The 18,065-nt window shown below is 72.5% G+C and carries 16 protein-coding genes; 6 read left to right on the top strand and 10 right to left on the bottom strand.

From position 1 onward, the window contains the following. Nucleotides 1–78: 78 nt before the first annotated feature. The 3 genes from QIS99_RS13845 to map form a co-directional block, all read right to left on the bottom strand. Nucleotides 79–1,056: a hypothetical protein gene (locus tag QIS99_RS13845; RefSeq protein WP_349017295.1), complete on the bottom strand. Its 978-nt coding sequence runs from the start codon at nt 1,054–1,056 to the stop codon at nt 79–81. A 190-nt stretch (nt 1,057–1,246) separates the two neighbouring features. Beyond that, nucleotides 1,247–1,912: a biliverdin-producing heme oxygenase gene (locus QIS99_RS13840; protein ID WP_282513552.1), complete on the bottom strand. Its 666-nt coding sequence runs from the start codon at nt 1,910–1,912 to the stop codon at nt 1,247–1,249. Between the two features lie 147 nt (nt 1,913–2,059). Next, nucleotides 2,060–2,917, bottom strand: a complete 858-nt coding sequence (gene map, locus QIS99_RS13835; protein WP_282513551.1) for a type I methionyl aminopeptidase — start codon at nt 2,915–2,917, stop codon at nt 2,060–2,062. Nucleotides 2,918–2,994: 77 nt separating this feature from the next. Here map and QIS99_RS13830 point away from each other — a divergent pair, with 77 nt between their 5' ends. Continuing rightward, nucleotides 2,995–3,225 (top strand): hypothetical protein, encoded by a 231-nt coding sequence (locus tag QIS99_RS13830; protein ID WP_282513550.1) that lies wholly within the window; start codon nt 2,995–2,997, stop codon nt 3,223–3,225. A gap of 82 nt (nt 3,226–3,307) precedes the next feature. Here the strand turns inward: QIS99_RS13830 and QIS99_RS13825 are convergent, their stop codons facing one another. Then, the gene (locus QIS99_RS13825) at nt 3,308–3,916 is read right to left on the bottom strand and encodes a hypothetical protein (protein ID WP_282513549.1); all 609 of its coding nucleotides are present in this window, start codon (nt 3,914–3,916) and stop codon (nt 3,308–3,310) included. Between the two features lie 145 nt (nt 3,917–4,061). Here QIS99_RS13825 and npdG point away from each other — a divergent pair, with 145 nt between their 5' ends. Then, nucleotides 4,062–4,799, top strand: a complete 738-nt coding sequence (npdG, locus tag QIS99_RS13820) for an NADPH-dependent F420 reductase (protein ID WP_282513548.1) — start codon at nt 4,062–4,064, stop codon at nt 4,797–4,799. Nucleotides 4,800–4,879: 80 nt separating this feature from the next. Continuing rightward, nucleotides 4,880–5,077, top strand: a complete 198-nt coding sequence (locus QIS99_RS13815; protein ID WP_349017294.1) for a hypothetical protein — start codon at nt 4,880–4,882, stop codon at nt 5,075–5,077. On the opposite strand, the gene QIS99_RS13810 is transcribed toward QIS99_RS13815, so the two are convergent. After that, entirely contained in the window at nt 5,067–5,861 is a 795-nt protein-coding gene (locus tag QIS99_RS13810; protein WP_282513547.1) for a site-2 protease family protein, read from the bottom strand. The genes QIS99_RS13815 and QIS99_RS13810 overlap by 11 nt on opposite strands. A 138-nt stretch (nt 5,862–5,999) precedes the next feature. On the opposite strand from QIS99_RS13810, the gene QIS99_RS13805 reads away from it, so the two are divergent. Beyond that, complete coding sequence (locus tag QIS99_RS13805) at nt 6,000–9,344, top strand: BTAD domain-containing putative transcriptional regulator (protein WP_282513546.1); 3,345 nt, start codon at nt 6,000–6,002, stop codon at nt 9,342–9,344. 156 nt (nt 9,345–9,500) lie between these two features. On the opposite strand, the gene QIS99_RS13800 is transcribed toward QIS99_RS13805, so the two are convergent. The 3 genes from QIS99_RS13800 to panB all read right to left on the bottom strand — a co-directional run bounded on the left by QIS99_RS13800 (nt 9,501) and on the right by panB (nt 12,466). Further along, on the bottom strand, nt 9,501–10,343 hold the full coding sequence (locus tag QIS99_RS13800) for an ABC transporter permease (RefSeq protein ID WP_282513545.1): 843 nt from the start codon (nt 10,341–10,343) through the stop codon (nt 9,501–9,503). After that, entirely contained in the window at nt 10,340–11,368 is a 1,029-nt protein-coding gene (locus QIS99_RS13795) for an ATP-binding cassette domain-containing protein (RefSeq protein WP_282513544.1), read from the bottom strand. Before QIS99_RS13795 ends, QIS99_RS13800 begins: the two co-directional genes overlap by 4 nt. A 174-nt stretch (nt 11,369–11,542) precedes the next feature. Further along, nucleotides 11,543–12,466 (bottom strand): 3-methyl-2-oxobutanoate hydroxymethyltransferase, encoded by a 924-nt coding sequence (panB, locus tag QIS99_RS13790; RefSeq protein ID WP_282513543.1) that lies wholly within the window; start codon nt 12,464–12,466, stop codon nt 11,543–11,545. Between the two features lie 293 nt (nt 12,467–12,759). Between panB and QIS99_RS13785 the strand changes: the two genes are divergently transcribed. Further along, nucleotides 12,760–13,782, top strand: coding sequence for an endonuclease/exonuclease/phosphatase family protein (locus QIS99_RS13785; protein WP_282513542.1), 1,023 nt, complete (start codon nt 12,760–12,762; stop codon nt 13,780–13,782). Between the two features lie 135 nt (nt 13,783–13,917). Beyond that, the gene (locus QIS99_RS13780) at nt 13,918–15,144 is read left to right on the top strand and encodes an MFS transporter (RefSeq protein WP_282513541.1); all 1,227 of its coding nucleotides are present in this window, start codon (nt 13,918–13,920) and stop codon (nt 15,142–15,144) included. A gap of 35 nt (nt 15,145–15,179) precedes the next feature. Here QIS99_RS13780 and QIS99_RS13775 read toward each other — a convergent pair whose 3' ends face one another. Beyond that, nucleotides 15,180–16,955, bottom strand: coding sequence for an NAD+ synthase (locus QIS99_RS13775; protein ID WP_282513540.1), 1,776 nt, complete (start codon nt 16,953–16,955; stop codon nt 15,180–15,182). A 92-nt stretch (nt 16,956–17,047) separates the two neighbouring features. Beyond that, nucleotides 17,048–17,899 carry a DUF4190 domain-containing protein gene (locus tag QIS99_RS13770; protein ID WP_282513539.1) on the bottom strand — a complete coding sequence of 284 codons (852 nt, stop codon included), beginning with the start codon at nt 17,897–17,899 and terminating at the stop codon, nt 17,048–17,050. Nucleotides 17,900–18,065: the final 166 nt, after the last annotated feature.

Genomic DNA, 18,065 nt, shown 5'->3' with positions numbered 1-18,065 from the left:
CCCCCGCTCGCCTGCGCGTACGCCCCCTACGCCTACGCGCCCACGCCTACGCGCCCACGCGCGTACCCGCCTACCCGCCTACTCGCCCTTCGCGCCCGTGAGCCCCTGCACCCGGTTCAGCACCCGCACCTGCGAGGTGGTGCCGCCCTTCTTCGGCGGTACGAGGGCGGTCTGGGCGGCCGCCGACTCCAGGGTGACCGCGCTCTTCGCGTCGCCCCTCATCAGCGCCCGTACGTCCGGGCCGATGCGCAGGTTCAGGCCCTCGGCGGCGGTGCGCTTCTCGTAGTGGCGGGTGGAGAAGAACACCAGGGCCCCGCCGTTCTTCGTGCGCAGCCCGACCGGGGCGAAGTCACCGGAGTTGTGCGGCTCGTCGATGTACTGCGTGACCAGCCCCGCCTTCTCGGCCTCCTCCTCGCGCTTGGTGCGCCAGGACGAGGTGTACGGGCCGTCCTCGAAGGTCTCGCCGCCGTCCTTCAGGTAGGAGGCGAACTCCTCGCTCAGGTTCTTCGGTGCGACGGCGAGCTTCGCGTCGTCCACGTCGACCGGCTCGGCGAAGCCGTCCTTGTCCTTCTTGAACTCCGGCATCTTCGCGGGCGGCACGAACGCCAGGTACGAGGCCTCCCACGACTGGTCGAGGCCGCCGCGGGTGAAGACCATCACCCAGCGGAACGAGCCGTTCTTGTCCTTGTTGCTGTCGGTGTCCGCGACGAACCAGCGCGGCCAGCCGGTCTGTTTGGGGATGGTGAACTTCGCGTCGTCGAGCTTCAGGGGCGTCGGCGCCGTCAGCTCGTCGCCGTCCTTCTTCCGCTCCGCGCGCGCCTTCAGGCCCGCCTGGTTGATCGCGCCGAACGGTCCGGTGACCTGTTTCGCGTCCTTGGCCGGGTCGGCGGCGGCCTCCGCGGCGTTGTACGCCTCCGTGAAGTCCTTGAGCGCCCGCGCGGCCTCGGCCTTCGTCGCCGCCGGCAGGACCTCCCGCTCCCCGTGCACCGTCACGCACCCGCTCGCCGTCACGGCCAGCACCGTCACCGCCGCTGCCGCCGCGGCCGGCCGACTCACCCTGCGCAGCCTGCTCATCGCTTGCTTTTCGCTCCGCTCCAACTGCCGCCACTGACGCTCGGAACCCTACCGGGGCCAGGGGCGGCACAACCGCCGGGATCGGATACAGAGCCCACACCGTGACCTGGACGACCGCCAAGGCTCGGCCTGCTCGCCGGCCCTGGGCAGGGGCGGAGCCCCCGGGTGCGCCTTACGCGCTGAGCGGGAACTCCTCGCCCAGGGCCCGGAACACGGCGGTGTTCAACGCGAACGCCCGCTTGCACTCGTCCACGATCCGCATCTTCTCCAGGTCGTCCACCGGCACCCCGTCGAGCAGTTCGCGGTAACTCCGCTTGAACGCCGCCGGGTTGGCGATGCCCTCGAAGACGTAGAACCGCACGCCGTCGCCCTTGCGGGCGAAGCCCCAGGTCTTCTCCGCCTTGTCGCGGATGATCTGGCCGCCGGAGAGGTCGCCGAGATAGCGGGTGTAGTGGTGGGCGACGAAGCCGCCGGGCCAGCTGCGGGCGCACTCGGCGACCCGGTCCACGTACGCCTGCGTCGCGGGCAGCGGGCGCAGGCCCTCGCGCCAGTCCCCGGAGTCTCCGTGCAGATGCGTCAGGTCCCGCTCCAGCTCGGCCGTGCGCTCCAGCTCGGGCCGGATGAAGGGGCCCGCAACCGGGTCCTCGCGCAGGGCCTCCATGCCGCTCTCCATCGCGCCGTACACGAACCAGAGCTGCTCCGTGTAGCGCGTGTACGCCTCCACGCCGAGGCGGCCGCCGAGCAGGTCGCCCATGAACGTCGAGGTCTCGGCCTCGGTGTGCGCCTCGTGGGACGCGGTGCGGATGAGCGTCGAGAACGGCGTGGACGCGGTGGACATGGCTGTGGACCTCCGGTGCCGAGCGGGCTGGGAACCAGCACTGATCCTGCTGCTTAGGCATACCTAAGTCAACTGGTTTCCGACGGGCTGTCGGTAAAGGAGTTCCCGACGTACTGTCGGTAAAACGTCTCTCGGAGAAAACGCGTGTCAGGGCAGCGTGAGGATGTCCGCGCCCGTCTCCGTCACCACGAGCGTGTGCTCGAACTGCGCGGTCCGCTTCCGGTCCTTGGTGACCACGGTCCAGCCGTCGTCCCACATGTCGTACTCGTGCGTGCCCAGCGTGAGCATCGGCTCGATCGTGAACGTCATGCCGGCCTTGATCACCGTCGTGGCGTGCGGGCTGTCGTAGTGCGGCACGATCAGGCCGGAGTGGAAGGACGAGTTGATGCCGTGCCCGGTGAAGTCCCGCACGACGCCGTAGCCGAACCGCTTCGCGTACGACTCGATGACCCGGCCGATGATGTTGATCTGGCGGCCCGGCCTGACCGCCTTGATGGCCCGCGCGGTCGCCTCCCGGGTCCGCTCCACCAGGAGCTTCGACTCCTCGTCCACGTCACCGCAGAGGTACGTGGCGTTGTTGTCGCCGTGCACGCCACCGATGTACGCCGTCACGTCCAGGTTCACGATGTCGCCGTCGCGCAGCACCGTGGAGTCCGGGATGCCGTGGCAGATGACCTCGTTGACCGAGGCGCACAGCGACTTGGGGAAGCCGCGGTAGCCCAGTGTGGAGGGGTAGGCGCCGTGGTCGCACATGAACGCGTGCGCCACCTCGTCCAGCTTGTCCGTGGTGACGCCCGGCTCGATGTACTTCGCGGCCTCGGCCATGGCCTGCGCGGCGATACGGCCCGCGGTCCGCATCAGTTCGACGGTCTCCGGGGTCTGCACCTCCGGGCCCGAGTACGGCGTGGGCGCGGGCTTGCCCACGTACTCGGGGCGGCGGATGTTGCCGGGGACGGAACGGGTGGGAGAGAGCTCCCCTGGTACGAGCAGCGACTGGCCAGACATGCCAGTGAGTGTATCCAGCGCGCTTGGGGCACGATGGCGGCGGGAACCATCCTCGGAGCGGCAGAGAGGGGTCCGTGATGGCCCTGTTCAAGAAGCGCACGGTCGGCAAACCGGGAGAGTGGTACTACTGCCTCGAACACCGGAAGGTCGAGGAGGGGCCGGAATGTCCGAACAAGGACCGCTTCGGCCCGTACGCCTCCCGCGTGGAGGCGGAGCACGCGATGCAGACCGCCCAGGAGCGGAACCTGGAGTGGGAGACCGACCCGAGGTGGCACGACCGCAAGGGCGAGACCGACACCACTGAGTGATCGGGCATCCCCGAGTGATCGGGCATCCGCGAGCGTTCGGGCATCCCCGAGCAACCCGGCACCCCCGGGTGACCGTCCCGGCTCACCAGCGGGCGGGCGGCGGCTCCGTCAGCTGATCCGCGAGCCGGGACAGCCGGTCCCGCAGGCCGCGGCGCCCGCGCGGGGCCGGCGCGGGCAGCGCGTTCTCGCCGGCCGCCGCGCTCACCAGGTGCTGCACCGTGTCCAGGTCGAGCTCCGGCTCCTCGGGCACGGTCAGCGCCTCGTGCGCGAGGCGGTTCAGCTCGCGGTCGCCCGACTCCAGGGCGAGCACCGTCGCCCCCGCCCTGCGCGCGTCGTGGACCCGTTCGAGCAGGCCGCCGCCGGGGTCGTCCGGCGCGACCACGAGCAGCGTCTCGCCGCGCCGCGCCGCCTCGATCCGGCCGAGGCCCACCGACAGATGCGCCGGATCCCCGGGCCGCACCCGGTGCCGCACCAGCGTGGGCCGCAGCTCGGGCGTTCCCGACCAGGCGGCCTCGTCCACCAGGTGCGCGGCCAGGTGCCAGGGCTCGTACCCGCTCGTCCCCACGAGCAGCAGCCCGCCGCCGTGCGGCACCACCGAGCCGCGCAGCGCCCCCGCGAAGCGGCGGGTGGCGCGCGGCCATTCCGTTCCGGCGAGCACTTCGCGCAGCAGCGCGACCCGTACGGCGTCCATGGCCCCGCATGCTGCCTCCCGTGCCCGGCGGCTGTCCGGGACTTGCCCCAACTCAAAGGCCCGGGGCCGTGGTTGCGGCCGCGGGTTCGCACACGAGCGCGGATTCCGTACGCCAGCGCCGCCTACCGGCAAGTATCGTCGCCGTATGACTTCCCACGATGCTGCTCAAGAGGCCCCGTCCGCTCCGTCCCAGGCGCAAGGCAAGGCTCCGGCGAAGGACCCCTGGGACCTTCCCGACGTGTCCGGGCTCGTCGTCGGCGTGCTCGGCGGCACCGGCGACCAGGGCCGCGGCCTCGCCTACCGGCTCGCGCGCGCCGGCCAGAAGGTCGTCATCGGCTCCCGCGCCGCCGAGCGAGCCCGGGCCGCGGCCGACGAGCTCGGCCTCGGCGTCGAGGGCGCCGACAACGCCGAGTGCGCCCGCCGCTGCGACATCGTGATCGTCGCGGTGCCGTGGGACGGGCACGCCAAGACCCTTGAATCGCTGCGCGAGGAGCTGGCCGGGAAGCTCGTCGTGGACTGCGTCAACCCGCTGGGCTTCGACAAGAAGGGCGCGTACGCCCTGAAGCCCGAGGAGGGCAGCGCCGCCGAGCAGGCCGCCGCGCTGCTCCCGGACTCCCGGGTCACCGCCGCCTTCCACCACCTGTCGGCCGTGCTGCTCCAGGACGCATCCCTCGACGAGATCGACACCGACGTGATGGTGCTCGGCGAGACCCGCGCCGACACCGACCTCGTGCAGGCCCTCGCCGCCCGCATCCCCGGCATGCGCGGCGTCTTCGCCGGGCGCCTTCGCAACGCCCACCAGGTGGAGTCGCTTGTCGCCAACCTGATCTCCGTGAACCGGCGCTACAAGGCGCACGCGGGCCTGCGCGTCACCGACGTGTAGGCGGGCTGCGGACCCCGGCGGGGCATGGGGGACACTGGACGGCGTACGAACCGCATGTATCCGGACAGGAGCCGACCCCCATGCCCCGCCTCGCTCTGTACGCCCTTGTCGTCTGCGTCCTCGCCGTCGCCGCGGCCGTGGTCTCCTTCGTCGAGGGCAGCTGGCTCGGCATCGTCTGGGTGCTGATCGCCGGCCTCTCGTCCAACATGACCTGGTACTACCTGCGCAAGGGCAGGGCCGAGAAGGCGCAGGCCGACGCGGCCGCCGTCAGCCGCTGACGCAGACCGGGCTGTCCGCCCGCCAGAAGCGGTAGAGGTTCTGGCCGCAGTACGCCGCCGGCTCCTCGATGCCGAGGACGCGAAGCAGGACGTCGATCGCGTCGAAGAACGCGATGTTGACCTCCGGGATCCACAGCACCGCGAAGACCGCGAGCAGCCCGAACGGCGCGAACGGCTCCACCTGGCGGCGGACCTTCCGCGACAGCCAGGGCTCGATCACCCCGTACCCGTCCAGGCCCGGCACCGGCAGGAAGTTCAGCAGCGCCGCCGTCACCTGCAGCAGCGCCAGGAACGCCAGCGCGTACCGGAACGCCGGCGGTACGCCCGCCAGCGCGTCCAGCCAGAACGGCGCCGTGCACACCACCGCGAACGCGACGTTGGCCAGCGGACCCACCGCCGAGATCAGGCTGTGCCGCCAGCGGCCCCTGATCCGGCTCCGCTCGATGAACACGGCGCCGCCGGGCAGCCCGATCCCGCCCATGATCACGAACACCACGGGCAGCACGATGCTCAGCAGCGCGTGCGTGTACTTCAGCGGGTTCAGCGTCAGATAGCCCTTCGCGCCGACCGAGATGTCCCCGCTGTGCAGGGCGGTGCGGGCGTGCGCGTACTCGTGCAGGCAGAGCGAGACGACCCAGGCGCCGGTGACGAACAGGAACACCGCGAGGCCGGTGTTCGCCGCGAACCCCGTCCACGTCGCCCATCCGGCGGCGGCCGTGACGGCGGCGATGCCCAGGAAGACGGGGCTGGGGCGGCGGTCGCTGCGGGTGAGGGCGGTCGTCATACGGGGTCTCCTCGGCGGGCTGTGCGGCGGGGTCGCCTCGGTGACCGTGATCGCCCTCCGGGCTCGCCCTCAAACTCCGGACGGGCTGGATTTCGTACGCGTGCGCGGGCACCGCACGGCGACGGGGAGAATGGCCCGGTGCGCTACTCCATTCTCGGCACCACCCAGGCAGTCCGCGCCGACGGCGGCGCCGTCGCGGTCGGCGGGCCGCGGCTTCGCGCCCTGCTCACCGTGCTCGCGCTGCGCGCCGGGCGGACCGTGCCGGTCGGACAGCTCGTCGCCGAGGTGTGGGACGGCGACGAGCCCGCCGACGCGACCGCCGCGCTGCAGGCGCTCGTCGGACGGCTCCGCCGGTCGCTCGGGCACACGGCCGTCGAGTCCGTCGAGGGCGGCGGCTACCGGCTCGCCGCCGCCCCGGACGACGTGGACGCGCACCGTTTTGAACGCCTCGCAGGGGAGGGCGCCCGCGCACTCGCCGACGGCGACCCGGCCAAGGCCGCCGCCCTGCTCGACGACGCCCTCGCCCTGTGGCGCGGCCCCGCACTCGCCGACCTGCCCGACCGCACCGCCGACGCCGCCCGCCTCGACGCCCGGCACCTGGACGCCCGCCGGACCCGGCTCGCCGCCGCCCTCGGCCTCGGCCGGGCCGAGCAGTCGCTGCCCGAGCTGACCGCCCTGTGCGCGGAGCACCCCCTCGACGAGCCGCTGCAGGCGCTCCGCTTGCGTGCCCTGCGGGACGCGGGCCGGGCGGCCGAGGCGCTCGCGGCGTACGAGCAGGTGCGCGGGGAGCTGGCCGCCCAGCTCGGCGCGGACCCCGGCGCCGAACTCCGCTCGCTGCACGGCGAATTGCTCGCCGGTCCGGCGGTCCCCGGCCCGGCCGGCACGGACGCCCCGGCCGCCCGCGGCAACCTCCGTACCCGCCTCACCAGCTTCGTCGGGCGCGAGGCGGACATCGAGGCGCTGCGGGGCGACCTCGGGCGGGCGCGGCTCGTCACGCTGCTCGGGCCGGGCGGGGCGGGCAAGACCCGGCTGTCGCAGGAGGCCGCCGAGGCGCTGCCCGTGCCGGACGGGGTGTGGCTGGCCGAGCTGGCTCCTGTCGCAGCCGCCGCCGCGGCCACCGACGCCGCCGCCGTGCCCGAGGCCGTGCTCACCGCGCTCGGCGGCCGCCGTACCGTCCTGTACGGCATGGGCGCCGAGGAGCTGCGGGCCGGCGCCGACCAGGGCGGCGGCGACCCCCTCGTACGGCTCGCCGAGCACTGCGCGCCGCGCCGGATGCTGCTGCTGCTCGACAACTGCGAGCACGTCGTGGAGTCCGCCGCGCGCACCGTCGAGTATCTGCTCGCGCACTGCCCGCAGCTCACCGTGCTCGCCACCAGCCGTGAACCCCTCGGCGTGCCGGGCGAGTGGGTGCGCCCGGTGGAACCCCTGCCGGAGCCGGTCGCGCTGCGGCTGCTCGCCGACCGGGGCGCCGCCGCCCGGCCCGGCTTCCGCACCGAGGACGACCCGGAGGCCTGCGCGGAGATCTGCCGGCGGCTCGACGGCCTGCCGCTCGCCGTGGAACTCGCCGCCGCCCGGCTCCGCTCGCTCACCCCGCGCCAGATCGCCGACCGCCTCGACGACCGCTTCCGCCTCCTCACCTCGGGGAGCCGTACGGTGCTGCCCCGGCAGCAGACCCTGCGGGCCGTCGTCGACTGGTCCTGGGAACTGCTCGACGCCCACGAGCGGGCCGTGCTCCAGCGGCTCTCGGTGTTCGCGGGCGGCTGCGAACTCGACGCGGCGGAGGCGGTGTGCGGCGGCGCGCCCACCGGGCCCGAACAGCCGGGCGGTGAGGCCGCCTGCACGCTCGACCTGCACGTGGACCGCCGGGACGTGACCGAGCTGATCGGCTCGCTCGTCGACAAGTCCCTGGTGGTGGCGGCCCCTTCGGACGCGGGCACGATGCGCTACCGGCTCCTGGAGACCGTCGCCGAGTACGCGGGCGCCCACCTCGACGCGGCCGGCGACCGCCCCGCCGCCGAGCACGCCCACCTCGTCCACTACCGCGAACTCGCCCGCCGGGCCGACCCCGAGCTGCGCACCGGCCGGCAGAAGCAGGCCATCGCCCGCATCGAGCGCGAGTACGAGAACCTGCGCACCGCCCTGCGCCGCGCCACCGACGCGGGCGACGAGCAGGAGGCGCTGTGCCTCGTCCTGTCGCTGTGCTGGTACTGGCAGATGCGCGACCTGCGCAGCGAGTCCCGGCACTGGTCGGCCGTCGTGTCCACGCTCGGCCCCGATCCGTTCGCCGAGCCCGTCGAACCGGCGCCGCCGCTCGCCGAACGGTGCACCGCGAAGCCGCCGCCGATGGTGCCCGAGCAGCTGACGGAGGCGCGGCGCGGGGTGCGGCTCATGCAGATCGCGTCGATGGACCACCGGTCGAACGACTGGTACCGGCCGGAGAACGAGCAGCGCCTGCAGGGCATCGTCGCCGCCTACCGCCCCGGCCTGCCGCAGACCTGCTGGAGCCCCGGCGGGTTCTGGATGTTCGCGGTCCTCCTCACCGGCAGGCCCGACGACCTGCGCACCCTCCTCGACCGGAACGTGGAGACCTGCCGCGCGCACGGCTTCCGCTGGGAGCTCGCCGGGATGCTGCAGCTGCGCGCCAACATCCTCGCCAACCGCAGCGCCTGGGGCGGCGACGCGGACCGCGACGCGACCGAGGCGCTTGCCCTGTTCACCGAGCTCGGCGACTCCTGGGGCGCGGCCGAGGCCCTGTCGGCGCGCGGCGAGGCCTGGGAGCGGCGCGGCGGACTCGCCCTGGCCGAACGGGACTTCACCGCGGCCGTGGAGCACGCGGAGGCCATCGGGGCGGCCGCGCAGGCGGCGGTGCTCCGGGTGCGGCTCGCCGGGATCATGCTGGAGACCGGGCAGCCGGAGCAGGGCGAGGCGATGCTGTGGCAGATCCTGCACGAGGCCGGCGACACCTTCTCCGAGGCCGTGCCCGCCGCCCGCGTCCACCTGGCGGGACGGCTCGGCGAGAGCGGCCGCAGGGACGAGGCCCGCGAACAGCTCGACCTGCTGTGGGACCAGTACTTCTCCGGGCCCGCCGTGATGTTCAAGGGCGTCCTGCACGGCATCTACGGCTGGCTCGACATCCTCGACGGCCGCCACGAGGAGGCGTACACCCACGGCAAGGCAGCCTTCGACTGGTCCCAGGACCCGGTCGCCGCGATGGTCGCCCCGCACATGGCGTCCATCCAACTCGCCTTGTGCGCCTGGGCGTTGGCGGGCCGGGGCGGCAGCGAGGCGGCGTACCGCGGGGCCCGGCTGCTCGGCGCGGCCGACGCCAAGCAGCCGCCCGGCCACCGCCCCGCCCGGCAGGAACGCCTGCAACGGGAGGCCGCCGAGCAGGCCGTACGGGAGATCCTGGGCGACGAGGCGTACGAGCGCGGGCATGCGGAAGGCGGCGGCCTCTCCGCGGAAGAGGCCGCCGCCCTGCTCTGATCCGGGGCCGATCAGAAGGGGCGGCACGCAGCGCCTCGTTGTTTCTGCGTCCTGCGTCCTGCGTCCTGCGTCCTGCGTCCTGCGTCCTGCGTGCTGCGTGCTGCGTGCTGCGTGCTGCGTGCTGCGTGCTGCGTGCTGCGTCCTGCGTTCCGCGGATCAGGCCTTGTTGGTGAACTTGCGGATGGCGATCGGCGCCATCACGACCGTGAGGCCGATGGACCAGGCCAGCGTCACCCACAGGCCGTGCGCGATCGGGCCGCCCACCATCAGGCCGCGGGCCGCGTCCGCGAGGCCGGACATCGGGTTGTACTGGGTGAAGGCCTCAAGCCAGCCCGGCATCGACGCGGTCGGCGCGAAGATCGACGAGCCGAACTGCAGCGGCATCATCACCAGGAAGCCCATGGCCTGCACCGACTGGGCGCTCTTCATGACCACACCGAGGGTCAGGAAGATCCACATCACGCCGAAGCCGAAGAGCGCGGACAGGCCGACGGCGGCGAAAAGACCGCTCCAGCTCGTCACCTCGAAGCCGACCAGGACGGCCACGACCATCAGCACGGTGGTGGCGATCAGCATCCGCAGGATCTCCACGGAGATCTTCGCGATCAGCACCGAGGCACGTCCGATGGGCAGGGACCGGAAGCGGTCCATGATGCCCTTCTGGAAGTCCTCGTTGAAGCCGGTGCCGACGGCCTGCGCGATGGTCATGCTCATCATCGCGAGCATGCCGGGGATCACGTACTGCACATACGCGTCCTGGCCGCCGCCGAGCGCCTGGCCGATCGAGCCGCCGAAGACGTACACGAACAGGAGCGTGAAGACGACCGGCATCAGCAGGGCGTCGAACATCGACTCCGGGTTGTTCCTGATCCACAGCAGGTTGCGGCGGATCAGCGCCCCGGTGTGCCGGACGTGGGCGCGCAGGCCGATGCGGTCGTCGGCGTCGCCCTGCTTGAGTGTCGGCGGGGCGTCGAGGGGCGCGGTGGTCGCGGTGGTCATGCGGCGACCTCCTCTCGGGTCGGGGCGGCGTCCTGCGGGGCGCTGGACTTGTGGCCGGTGAGGGACAGGAACACCTCGTCCAGGCTGGGCAGTTCGGTGGCGATGTCGGCGAGCGCGTAGCCCCTGGAGGCGAGCGCGGCGACGATCGCGGTCAGCTGCTCGTCGCTCTGGACCGGTACGAGGACCGTGCCGTTCTCGGCGTCCACGGTGGCCGTGGCGAGCCCGGTCAGGCCGGAGGCGTCCAGGTCGGCGGCCATGGCGCGCAGCTCGGCCGGGTCGGCCGGGCGGACGCGCAGGGTGCGGCCGCCGATCTTCGCCTTGAGCTCGGCGATCCCGCCGCCCGCGATGATCTTGCCGCGGTCGATCACCGTCAGCTCGGAGGCCAGCTGCTCGGCCTCCTCCATGTACTGGGTGGTGAGCAGTACGGTCACGCCCTCGCCGACCATCCGCTTCACCTCGTCCCACACCTCGTTGCGGGTGCGCGGGTCGAGTCCGGTGGTCGGCTCGTCCAGGTACAGGACGGCGGGCTGCCCGATCATCGAGGCGGCGAGGTCGAGGCGGCGCCGCATGCCGCCGGAGTACGTGGCGGCGGGGCGCTTGGCGGCCTCCGTGAGGGAGAACCGCTCCAGGAGCTCGGTGGCGCGGCGCTTGGCGTCGGCCCTGGAGAGGTCGAGGAGGCGGCCGATCATGTACAGGTTCTCGAAACCGGACAGCTTCTCGTCGACCGAGGCGTACTGGCCGGTCAGGCCGATCTTGCGGCGCAGCTGCCGGGGCTGGCGCAGTACGTCGTACCCGGCGACGACGGCCGAGCCGGAGTCGGGGGTGATGAGGGTGGACAGGCAGCGCACGAGAGTGGTCTTGCCCGCGCCGTTCGGGCCGAGGACGCCGAGGACGGTGCCTTCGCGGACGTCCAGGTCCACGCCGTCCAGGGCTCGTGTTCCTTGGGGACCGCCGTAGTGCTTGACCAGCCCCCGCACCTTCACGGCGTGCCCGCCGTTGCTGGGGTTCTTGTCGGATCGCGTCATGGGGACAACCCTGCCGGGGGCTGCCGACAGATCACCGACAGCCGACCGACAGGGTCCGACACCCCACCGACACGGGCCTCTACCCCGGACTCCGCTCCGGGCAGTGGAACGCGTGCTCCGGGCTAGCTAGTGGAACGCGTGCTCCGGGTTAGTGGAACGCGTGCTCCGGGCCAGCTAGTGGAACGCGTGCTCCGGCGCCGGGAACGCCCCGCCGCGAACCTCGTCCGCGAAGGTCTTCGCCGCGTCCCCCATCACCGAGCGCAGCGCAGCGTACTGCTTCACGAAGCGCGGCACCTTCCCCGAGGTCAGCCCCATCATGTCCGTCCACACGAGGACCTGCGCGTCGCAGCCGGCCCCGGCGCCGATGCCGATCGTCGGGATGTGCAGGGAACGCGTCACCTCGGCGGCCAGCTCCTCCGGCACCAGCTCCAGGACCACCCCGAACGCGCCCGCGTCCTGCGCGGCCTTCGCGTCGCGGAGCAGCCGGTGCGCGTCCTCGTCGCCGCGGCCCTGGACCCGGTAGCCCATGGTGTTCACGGACTGCGGGGTCAGGCCCAGGTGCGACATGACCGGGATGCCCGCGGAGACCAGCAACTCGGTCTGGGCGAGCGAGCGTTCACCGCCCTCCAGCTTCACGGCGCCCACGCCCGCCTCCTTGACCAGCCGGGTCGCCGAGCGCAGCGCCTGCACCGGGCCCTCCTGGTACGAGCCGAACGGCAGGTCGCCGATGACCAGGGCGCGCTGGGTGCCGCGTACGACGGCGGCGCTGAGCATCGCGATCTCGTCGAGGGTGACGGGCACGGTGGTCTCGTACCCGAGGTGGCAGTTGCCCATCGAGTCGCCGACGAGGAGGACGGGGATGCCCGACTCGTCGAAGACGGACGCGGTCATCGCGTCGTACGCGGTCAGCATCGGCCACTTCTCGCCGCGCTCCTTGGCGACGGCGAGGTCGCGGACGGTGACGCGTCGGGTGGTCACGCCGCCGTAGAGCGGCGTACCGGAAGTCTTGCTGCCGGTGGTGGTGCTGCTGCTGGTGGTGCTGCTGGTGGTGGTCTCCTGCGGCGGGGCAGGCGTGTGCGCAGCCGAAATCTGCGTCATGACGACGGCTCCTTCAAGTCATCTCGTGGCGCCCTGACGGCGTCCCCGGATCACCGCCATGGTGGCACCTCGCGGCCCGCCCGCGCCAGAGCGGGGTCCCGACCCGCCCCGCCGCCGTCGCATCGTGCGCGTTTCGTCACAGCCGCCCCACGGCCCCGCACCGGCGGAACTCCGCACGGCCCCGCGTCGTCCTCGACCACGTACGGCCGTCGTACGGCGGCGAGACAAGGGCTGCACCGCATCGCCTAGGGTCTGGGGCGGACGGTGTGCACGGCAGGCAGTGAGGCAACGGTATGGCGCAGGCGTACAGGGCGGAGACGGGGAGCCGAGGCTCGGGGGCCGCGCGTTCCGGATCTCGGCTTCGGCGGCTGCGCGGCGACTGGCGGCCGGACCGCGGGAGCCTGCGCCGCGGTCTCGTCCTGGCCTTCTTCGCGGTGGTGCTCGCGCTGGTCATGGCGGTGCACTCGTACATCCCCAATGCGGTCGGCAACCTCGGCAGCCTGATCGAGACGTTCCTTCCGTGGCTCGGCCTCGGCGTTCCGCTTCTGCTGCTGCTCGGGTTCGCCCGGAAGTCGCTCACCGCGGTGGTCGCGGTCGTGCTGCCCGCCGCGGTGTGGGTGAACCTCTTCGGCAGCCTGGTCTTCGACAAGGCCGGCACCGGCGGCGACCTCACCGTCGTCACGCACAACGTCAACGCCGGGAACCCCGACCCCGAGGGCACCGCCCACAAGGTCGCCGCGTCCGGCGCGGACGTGGTCGCCCTGGAGGAGCTGTCGCCGCAGGCGATGCCCGCGTACAAGCGCGCCCTTGCTCGGACGTACCGCTACCACACCGTCGAAGGCACCGTCGGCCTGTGGAGCAAGCACCCGTTGAGCGACAGCCGGCCCGTGGACATCAAGATGGGCTGGACCCGGGCGCTGCGCACCACCGTGAACACGCCGCAGGGCGACGTCGCGGTGTACGTCGCCCATCTGCCCTCGGTACGGGTCAAGGCCGACGCGGGCTTCACCGCCGGGCAGCGGGACAACAGCGCGGAGGCCCTGGGCATCGCGATCCGGGACGAGCCGGTCGAGAAGGTCGTGCTGCTCGGCGACCTCAACGGCACGATGAACGACCGCGCGCTCGCCCCGGTCACCTCGCAGCTGCGCTCCACGCAGGGCGCGGCGGGCGACGGCTTCGGCTTCAGCTGGCCCGCCGGGTTCCCGGCGGCGCGGATCGACCAGATCATGGTGCGCGACGTGGAGCCGGAGGCGTCCTGGACCCTGCCGGGCACGGACAGCGACCACCTGCCGCTGGCGGCCCGGGTCTCCCTCTGAGGACCGTCATCCCGCGTTCACGGGGCCCTCATCCCGCGGAATACAACGCCTGAGAGACTTTGTTCCGTACGAGAACTTAAGTGCGTACGAGGGCGTACGGACATCTCCCCCTGCCAGTTGTAAAGGGTCTCTCTCATGCCTGTGGCGCTGCTGGCGCTCGCCGTCTCCGCCTTCGGTATCGGCACCACCGAGTTCGTCATGATGGGCCTGCTGCCCAACGTCGCGGACGACCTGGGCACTTCCGTGCCCACCGCCGGGTACCTCGTCTCCGCGTACGCGATCGGCGTCGTCGTCGGCGCCCCGCTGCTCACCGCCTTCGGCTCCCGCGTCCCGCGCAAGAAGATGCTGGTCCTGCTCATGGCGGTCTTCACGATCGGCAACCTGGCCTCCGCGCTCGCCCCGAGCTTCGGCCTGCTCGCCGCGGGGCGGGTCCTCGCCGGGCTGCCGCACGGCGCGTTCTTCGGCGTCGGCGCGGTGGTCGCCGCGCGGCTGGTGCGGGAGGGGCGCGAGGCGCGGGCCGTGGCGACGATGTTCCTCGGCCTGACCGTCGCCAACGTCGTCGGTGTCCCCGCCGCGACGCTGCTCGGCCAGCACCTCGGCTGGCGTGCCACCTTCCTGGTCGTCGCCGCGATCGGCCTGCTCGCGATGGGCGCCCTGGCGAAGCTCGTCCCGTACGTCCCCGTCGAGGCCGGGCAGAGCCTCCGCGCCGAACTGCGCGCCCTCGGCGACCGGCAGGTGCTGCTCGGGCTGCTCACCGCGGTGTTCGGCTTCGCGGGCGTGTTCGCGGTGTATGCGTACCTGGCCTCGATGACGACCGAGGTGATGCGGATGTCCGAGTCCTCGGTGACGGTCGTCCTCGCCCTGTTCGGCATCGGTATGACGCTGGGCGCGCTGGTCGCCGGCCCCCTCACCGACCGGGCGCTGCGGCCCACGCTGTACGGGTCGCTCGGCGCCCTCGCCCTGGTGCTGCTCGCCTTCGACTACACGGTGCATGTGCGGTGGGCGGCGCTGGTCACGGTCGTGGTGCTCGGGGCGGTCGGGTTCATGACGACCACGCCGCTGCAGATGCTGGTGATGCGCAAGGCCGCCCACGCTCCGACGCTGGCCTCGGCGTCCAACCACTCGGCGTTCAACCTGGCCAATGCGGGCGGGGCCTGGGCCGGTGGGGCGGCCATCGCGGCGGGCTGGGGATGGATGTCTCCGACGCTCGTCGGCGCCGGGCTCGCGGTGGTCGGGCTTGCGATCGCCGTGCTGGCGGGGTTGGCGGACCGGGGTACGGGTGCGTCCCGGGTGGTCGCCGGGGGCGTACCGGTGCGCGAGCAGGAGCAGGAGCAGGAGCAGGAGCAGGAGCAGGTGGGCTGAGGCTTCTTTCTTGCCCCAGCCCCGCCCCCCTGGGGTCAGCCCAGTTCCCGCCAGCGACTGGTGATCGGAAGACGACGGTCCTTGCCGAACCCCTTCGCCGAGATCTTCGTGCCCGGCGGGTACTGGCGCCGCTTGTACTCCGCGCCGTCCACCAGCCGCAGCACCTTCGCCACGACCTCCTCCTCGTACCCCGCCGCCACGATCTCCCCGGCACCCTTGTCCCGGTCCACGTACAGCGCCAGGATCCCGTCGAGCACCGGGTAGTCCGGGAGGGAGTCCGTGTCCACCTGGTCCGGCCGGAGTTCGGCGCTCGGCGGCTTGGTGATGGAGTTCTCCGGGATCGGCGGGGTCTGCCCGCGCTCGACCGCGGCCCGGTTGCGCCACTCAGCGAGGCGGAAGATCGCCGTCTTGTAGACGTCCTTGATCGGCCCGTACGCGCCCACCGAGTCGCCGTACAGCGTCGAATATCCCACCGCCAGCTCGGACTTGTTGCCCGGCGCGAGCACGATGTGCCCCTCCTGGTTGGAGACCGCCATCAGCATCGTGCCGCGCAGCCGCGACTGCAGGTTCTCCTCGGCGAGCCCGGTCAGACCGAGCGAGCCCATGTACGCGTCGAACATCGGCTCGATCGGCACCGTACGGAAGTTGAGGCCGGTCCGCCGGGCCAGCTCGGCGGCGTCGCCCCTGGAGTGGTCCGAGGAGTACTTCGAGGGCATCGAGATGCCGTACACGTGCTGCGCGCCCAGCGCGTCGCAGGCGATCGCGGCGCAGAGCGCGGAGTCGATGCCGCCGGAGAGGCCGATCAGGACGGACCGGAAGCCGTTCTTCGCGACGTACGCCCGCAGGCCCACCACCAGCGCCGAGTACACCTCCTCGGCGTCGTCGAGCCGCTCCGCGTACCCGCCCGCGAGCTCCGCCTCGTACGCCGGGACCGGCTCCTCGGAGAGGATCACGTGGTCGATCCGCAGACCGTCGTCCACGAGGCGTCCACCAGCGGCTCCGCCGCGGGTCTGGGGGGCCGGGCCCGCGGCCGGCAGGTCCAGGTCGAGGATGACGCTGCCCTCGGCGAACTGCGGGGCGCGCGCGACGACTTCGCCGCTCGCGTCGACCACGATCGAGTCGCCGTCGAAGACCAGCTCGTCCTGACCGCCGATCATCGCGAGGTAGGCCGTGGTGCACCCGGCCTCCTGGGCGCGCTTGCGCACCAGCTCCAGGCGGGTGTCGTCCTTGTTCTGCTCGTACGGCGAGGCGTTGACGGAGACCAGCAGGCCCGCGCCCGCCGAGCGGGTGGCCGGGACGCGGCCGCCGTCCTGCCAGAGGTCCTCGCAGATCGCCAGCGCCACGTCGACCCCGTGGACGCGGACGACGGGCAGCGTGTCGCCGGGGACGAAGTAGCGGAACTCGTCGAAGACGCCGTAGTTCGGCAGGTGGTGCTTGGCGAAGGTGAGGACCACCTCGCCGCGGTGCAGCACGGCCGCGGCGTTCTGCGGGGCGCCGGCGGGCTGGCCGTACTTCGGCTGCGCGGTCTCGGAGCGGTCCAGGTAGCCGACGATCACCGGAAGTTCGCCGTACCCCTCGTCGGCCAGGCGGGCGGCCAGGGCGCGCAGCGCCTGCCGGGACGCCTCGACGAAGGACGGGCGCAGGGCCAGGTCCTCGACGGGGTAGCCGGTGAGCACCATCTCCGGGAACGCCACGAGGTGGGCGCCCTGGTCGGCGGCGTGCCGGGTCCAGTGCACGATCGCGTCGGCGTTCTGGGCGAGGTCGCCGACGGTCGAGTCGATCTGATTCAGGGCGAGGCGTAGTTGAGGCACGCGGCCCAGTGTAATCGTCAGAGCGACGCGATGTGGTGGGGGAGCGGTGTGGGGCGCCCCACGCCGGTACGGGAGGCGCCCCGGGGTACGTGCTACTTCGCCGGGCCCGTCCAGATCACTTCGTCGTACTTCAGGATCTCGGGGCCGACCTGCAGCTGGAGCTCCTCCGTGGCGTCCGCGGGCACCGAGAAGGCGAACTTGCCCTGGGCCTGCTTGCCCGGGAGGACCTTGCCGTTGAAGGGCTCGGTGCCGTTGTTGCCGTCGAAGACCAGGTCGGCGCCGGCGCCGTTCGCGTCCCGCAGCGACGGCAGCGCGGTGGTGACGTCCATGGTCTTCTTGCCGCCGTTGACGATGGTGATCGTGAACTGCACCGCCACGTTGCCGTCCGTGTGCCCGGCGGCGAACTGGTCGGGGCTGTACGGCTGCGGCTTGCTGACGGTGACCTTCACGCCGTCGTCGTACGTGTGGGTCGCGCCGAACTTCAGCGCCTCGTCCGACCCGGCCGCTCCCGGCTCCCCGGTGTCCTCGCCGCCCGCGGAGCCGCCGGTGCCGGAGCCGCCGTCGCTGGTGCCGGGGTCGGCCGAGGCGACCCGGTCGGCCTCCTTCTCCAGCTCGTCGGACACCTTCTGCACGGCCAGCACGACGACCACGAGCCACACCACCGACAGGACGATCGCGACACCGCCGAGGACCGTGCCGGACAGCGCCACACCCTTGTTGGTGGCCATGCCCTTGCGCGCCTTGGAGAGGCCGATCAGGCCGAATATCAGGGCCAGTACGCCGAGGATGACGCCGCCCCAGACGGTGAAGAACAGCACCGCGCCGATGATGCCGAGCACGAGGGCCGCGATGCCGAGGCCGTTCTGCGGCTGCGGCGGCGGTCCGGGGTACGGCGGCTGGTCCCAGGGCGAGGGCGGGCCGGGGTGGTGGCTGGGCGTGGTCATCTGCAGTCCTTGAGAGGGAGCTCCTGGTGCAGGAGCGGTCGAGCAGGGTCCACGACCGGACCCTGCGCAGGAAGGACTCACATCCCGGCCGCAAGGTTGCACGGATTCCCGTCCGTCTTACGGAGCGGAACACCGGGCCGCGGCGCCGTACGTAGGCGGGGACGCC

Source organism: Streptomyces solicavernae (assembly GCF_029968095.1).
Taxonomy (GTDB): domain Bacteria; phylum Actinomycetota; class Actinomycetes; order Streptomycetales; family Streptomycetaceae; genus Streptomyces; species Streptomyces solicavernae.
Note: the sequence above shows the minus strand (reverse complement) of the source record. Positions and strands in the feature narration are given on the sequence as shown.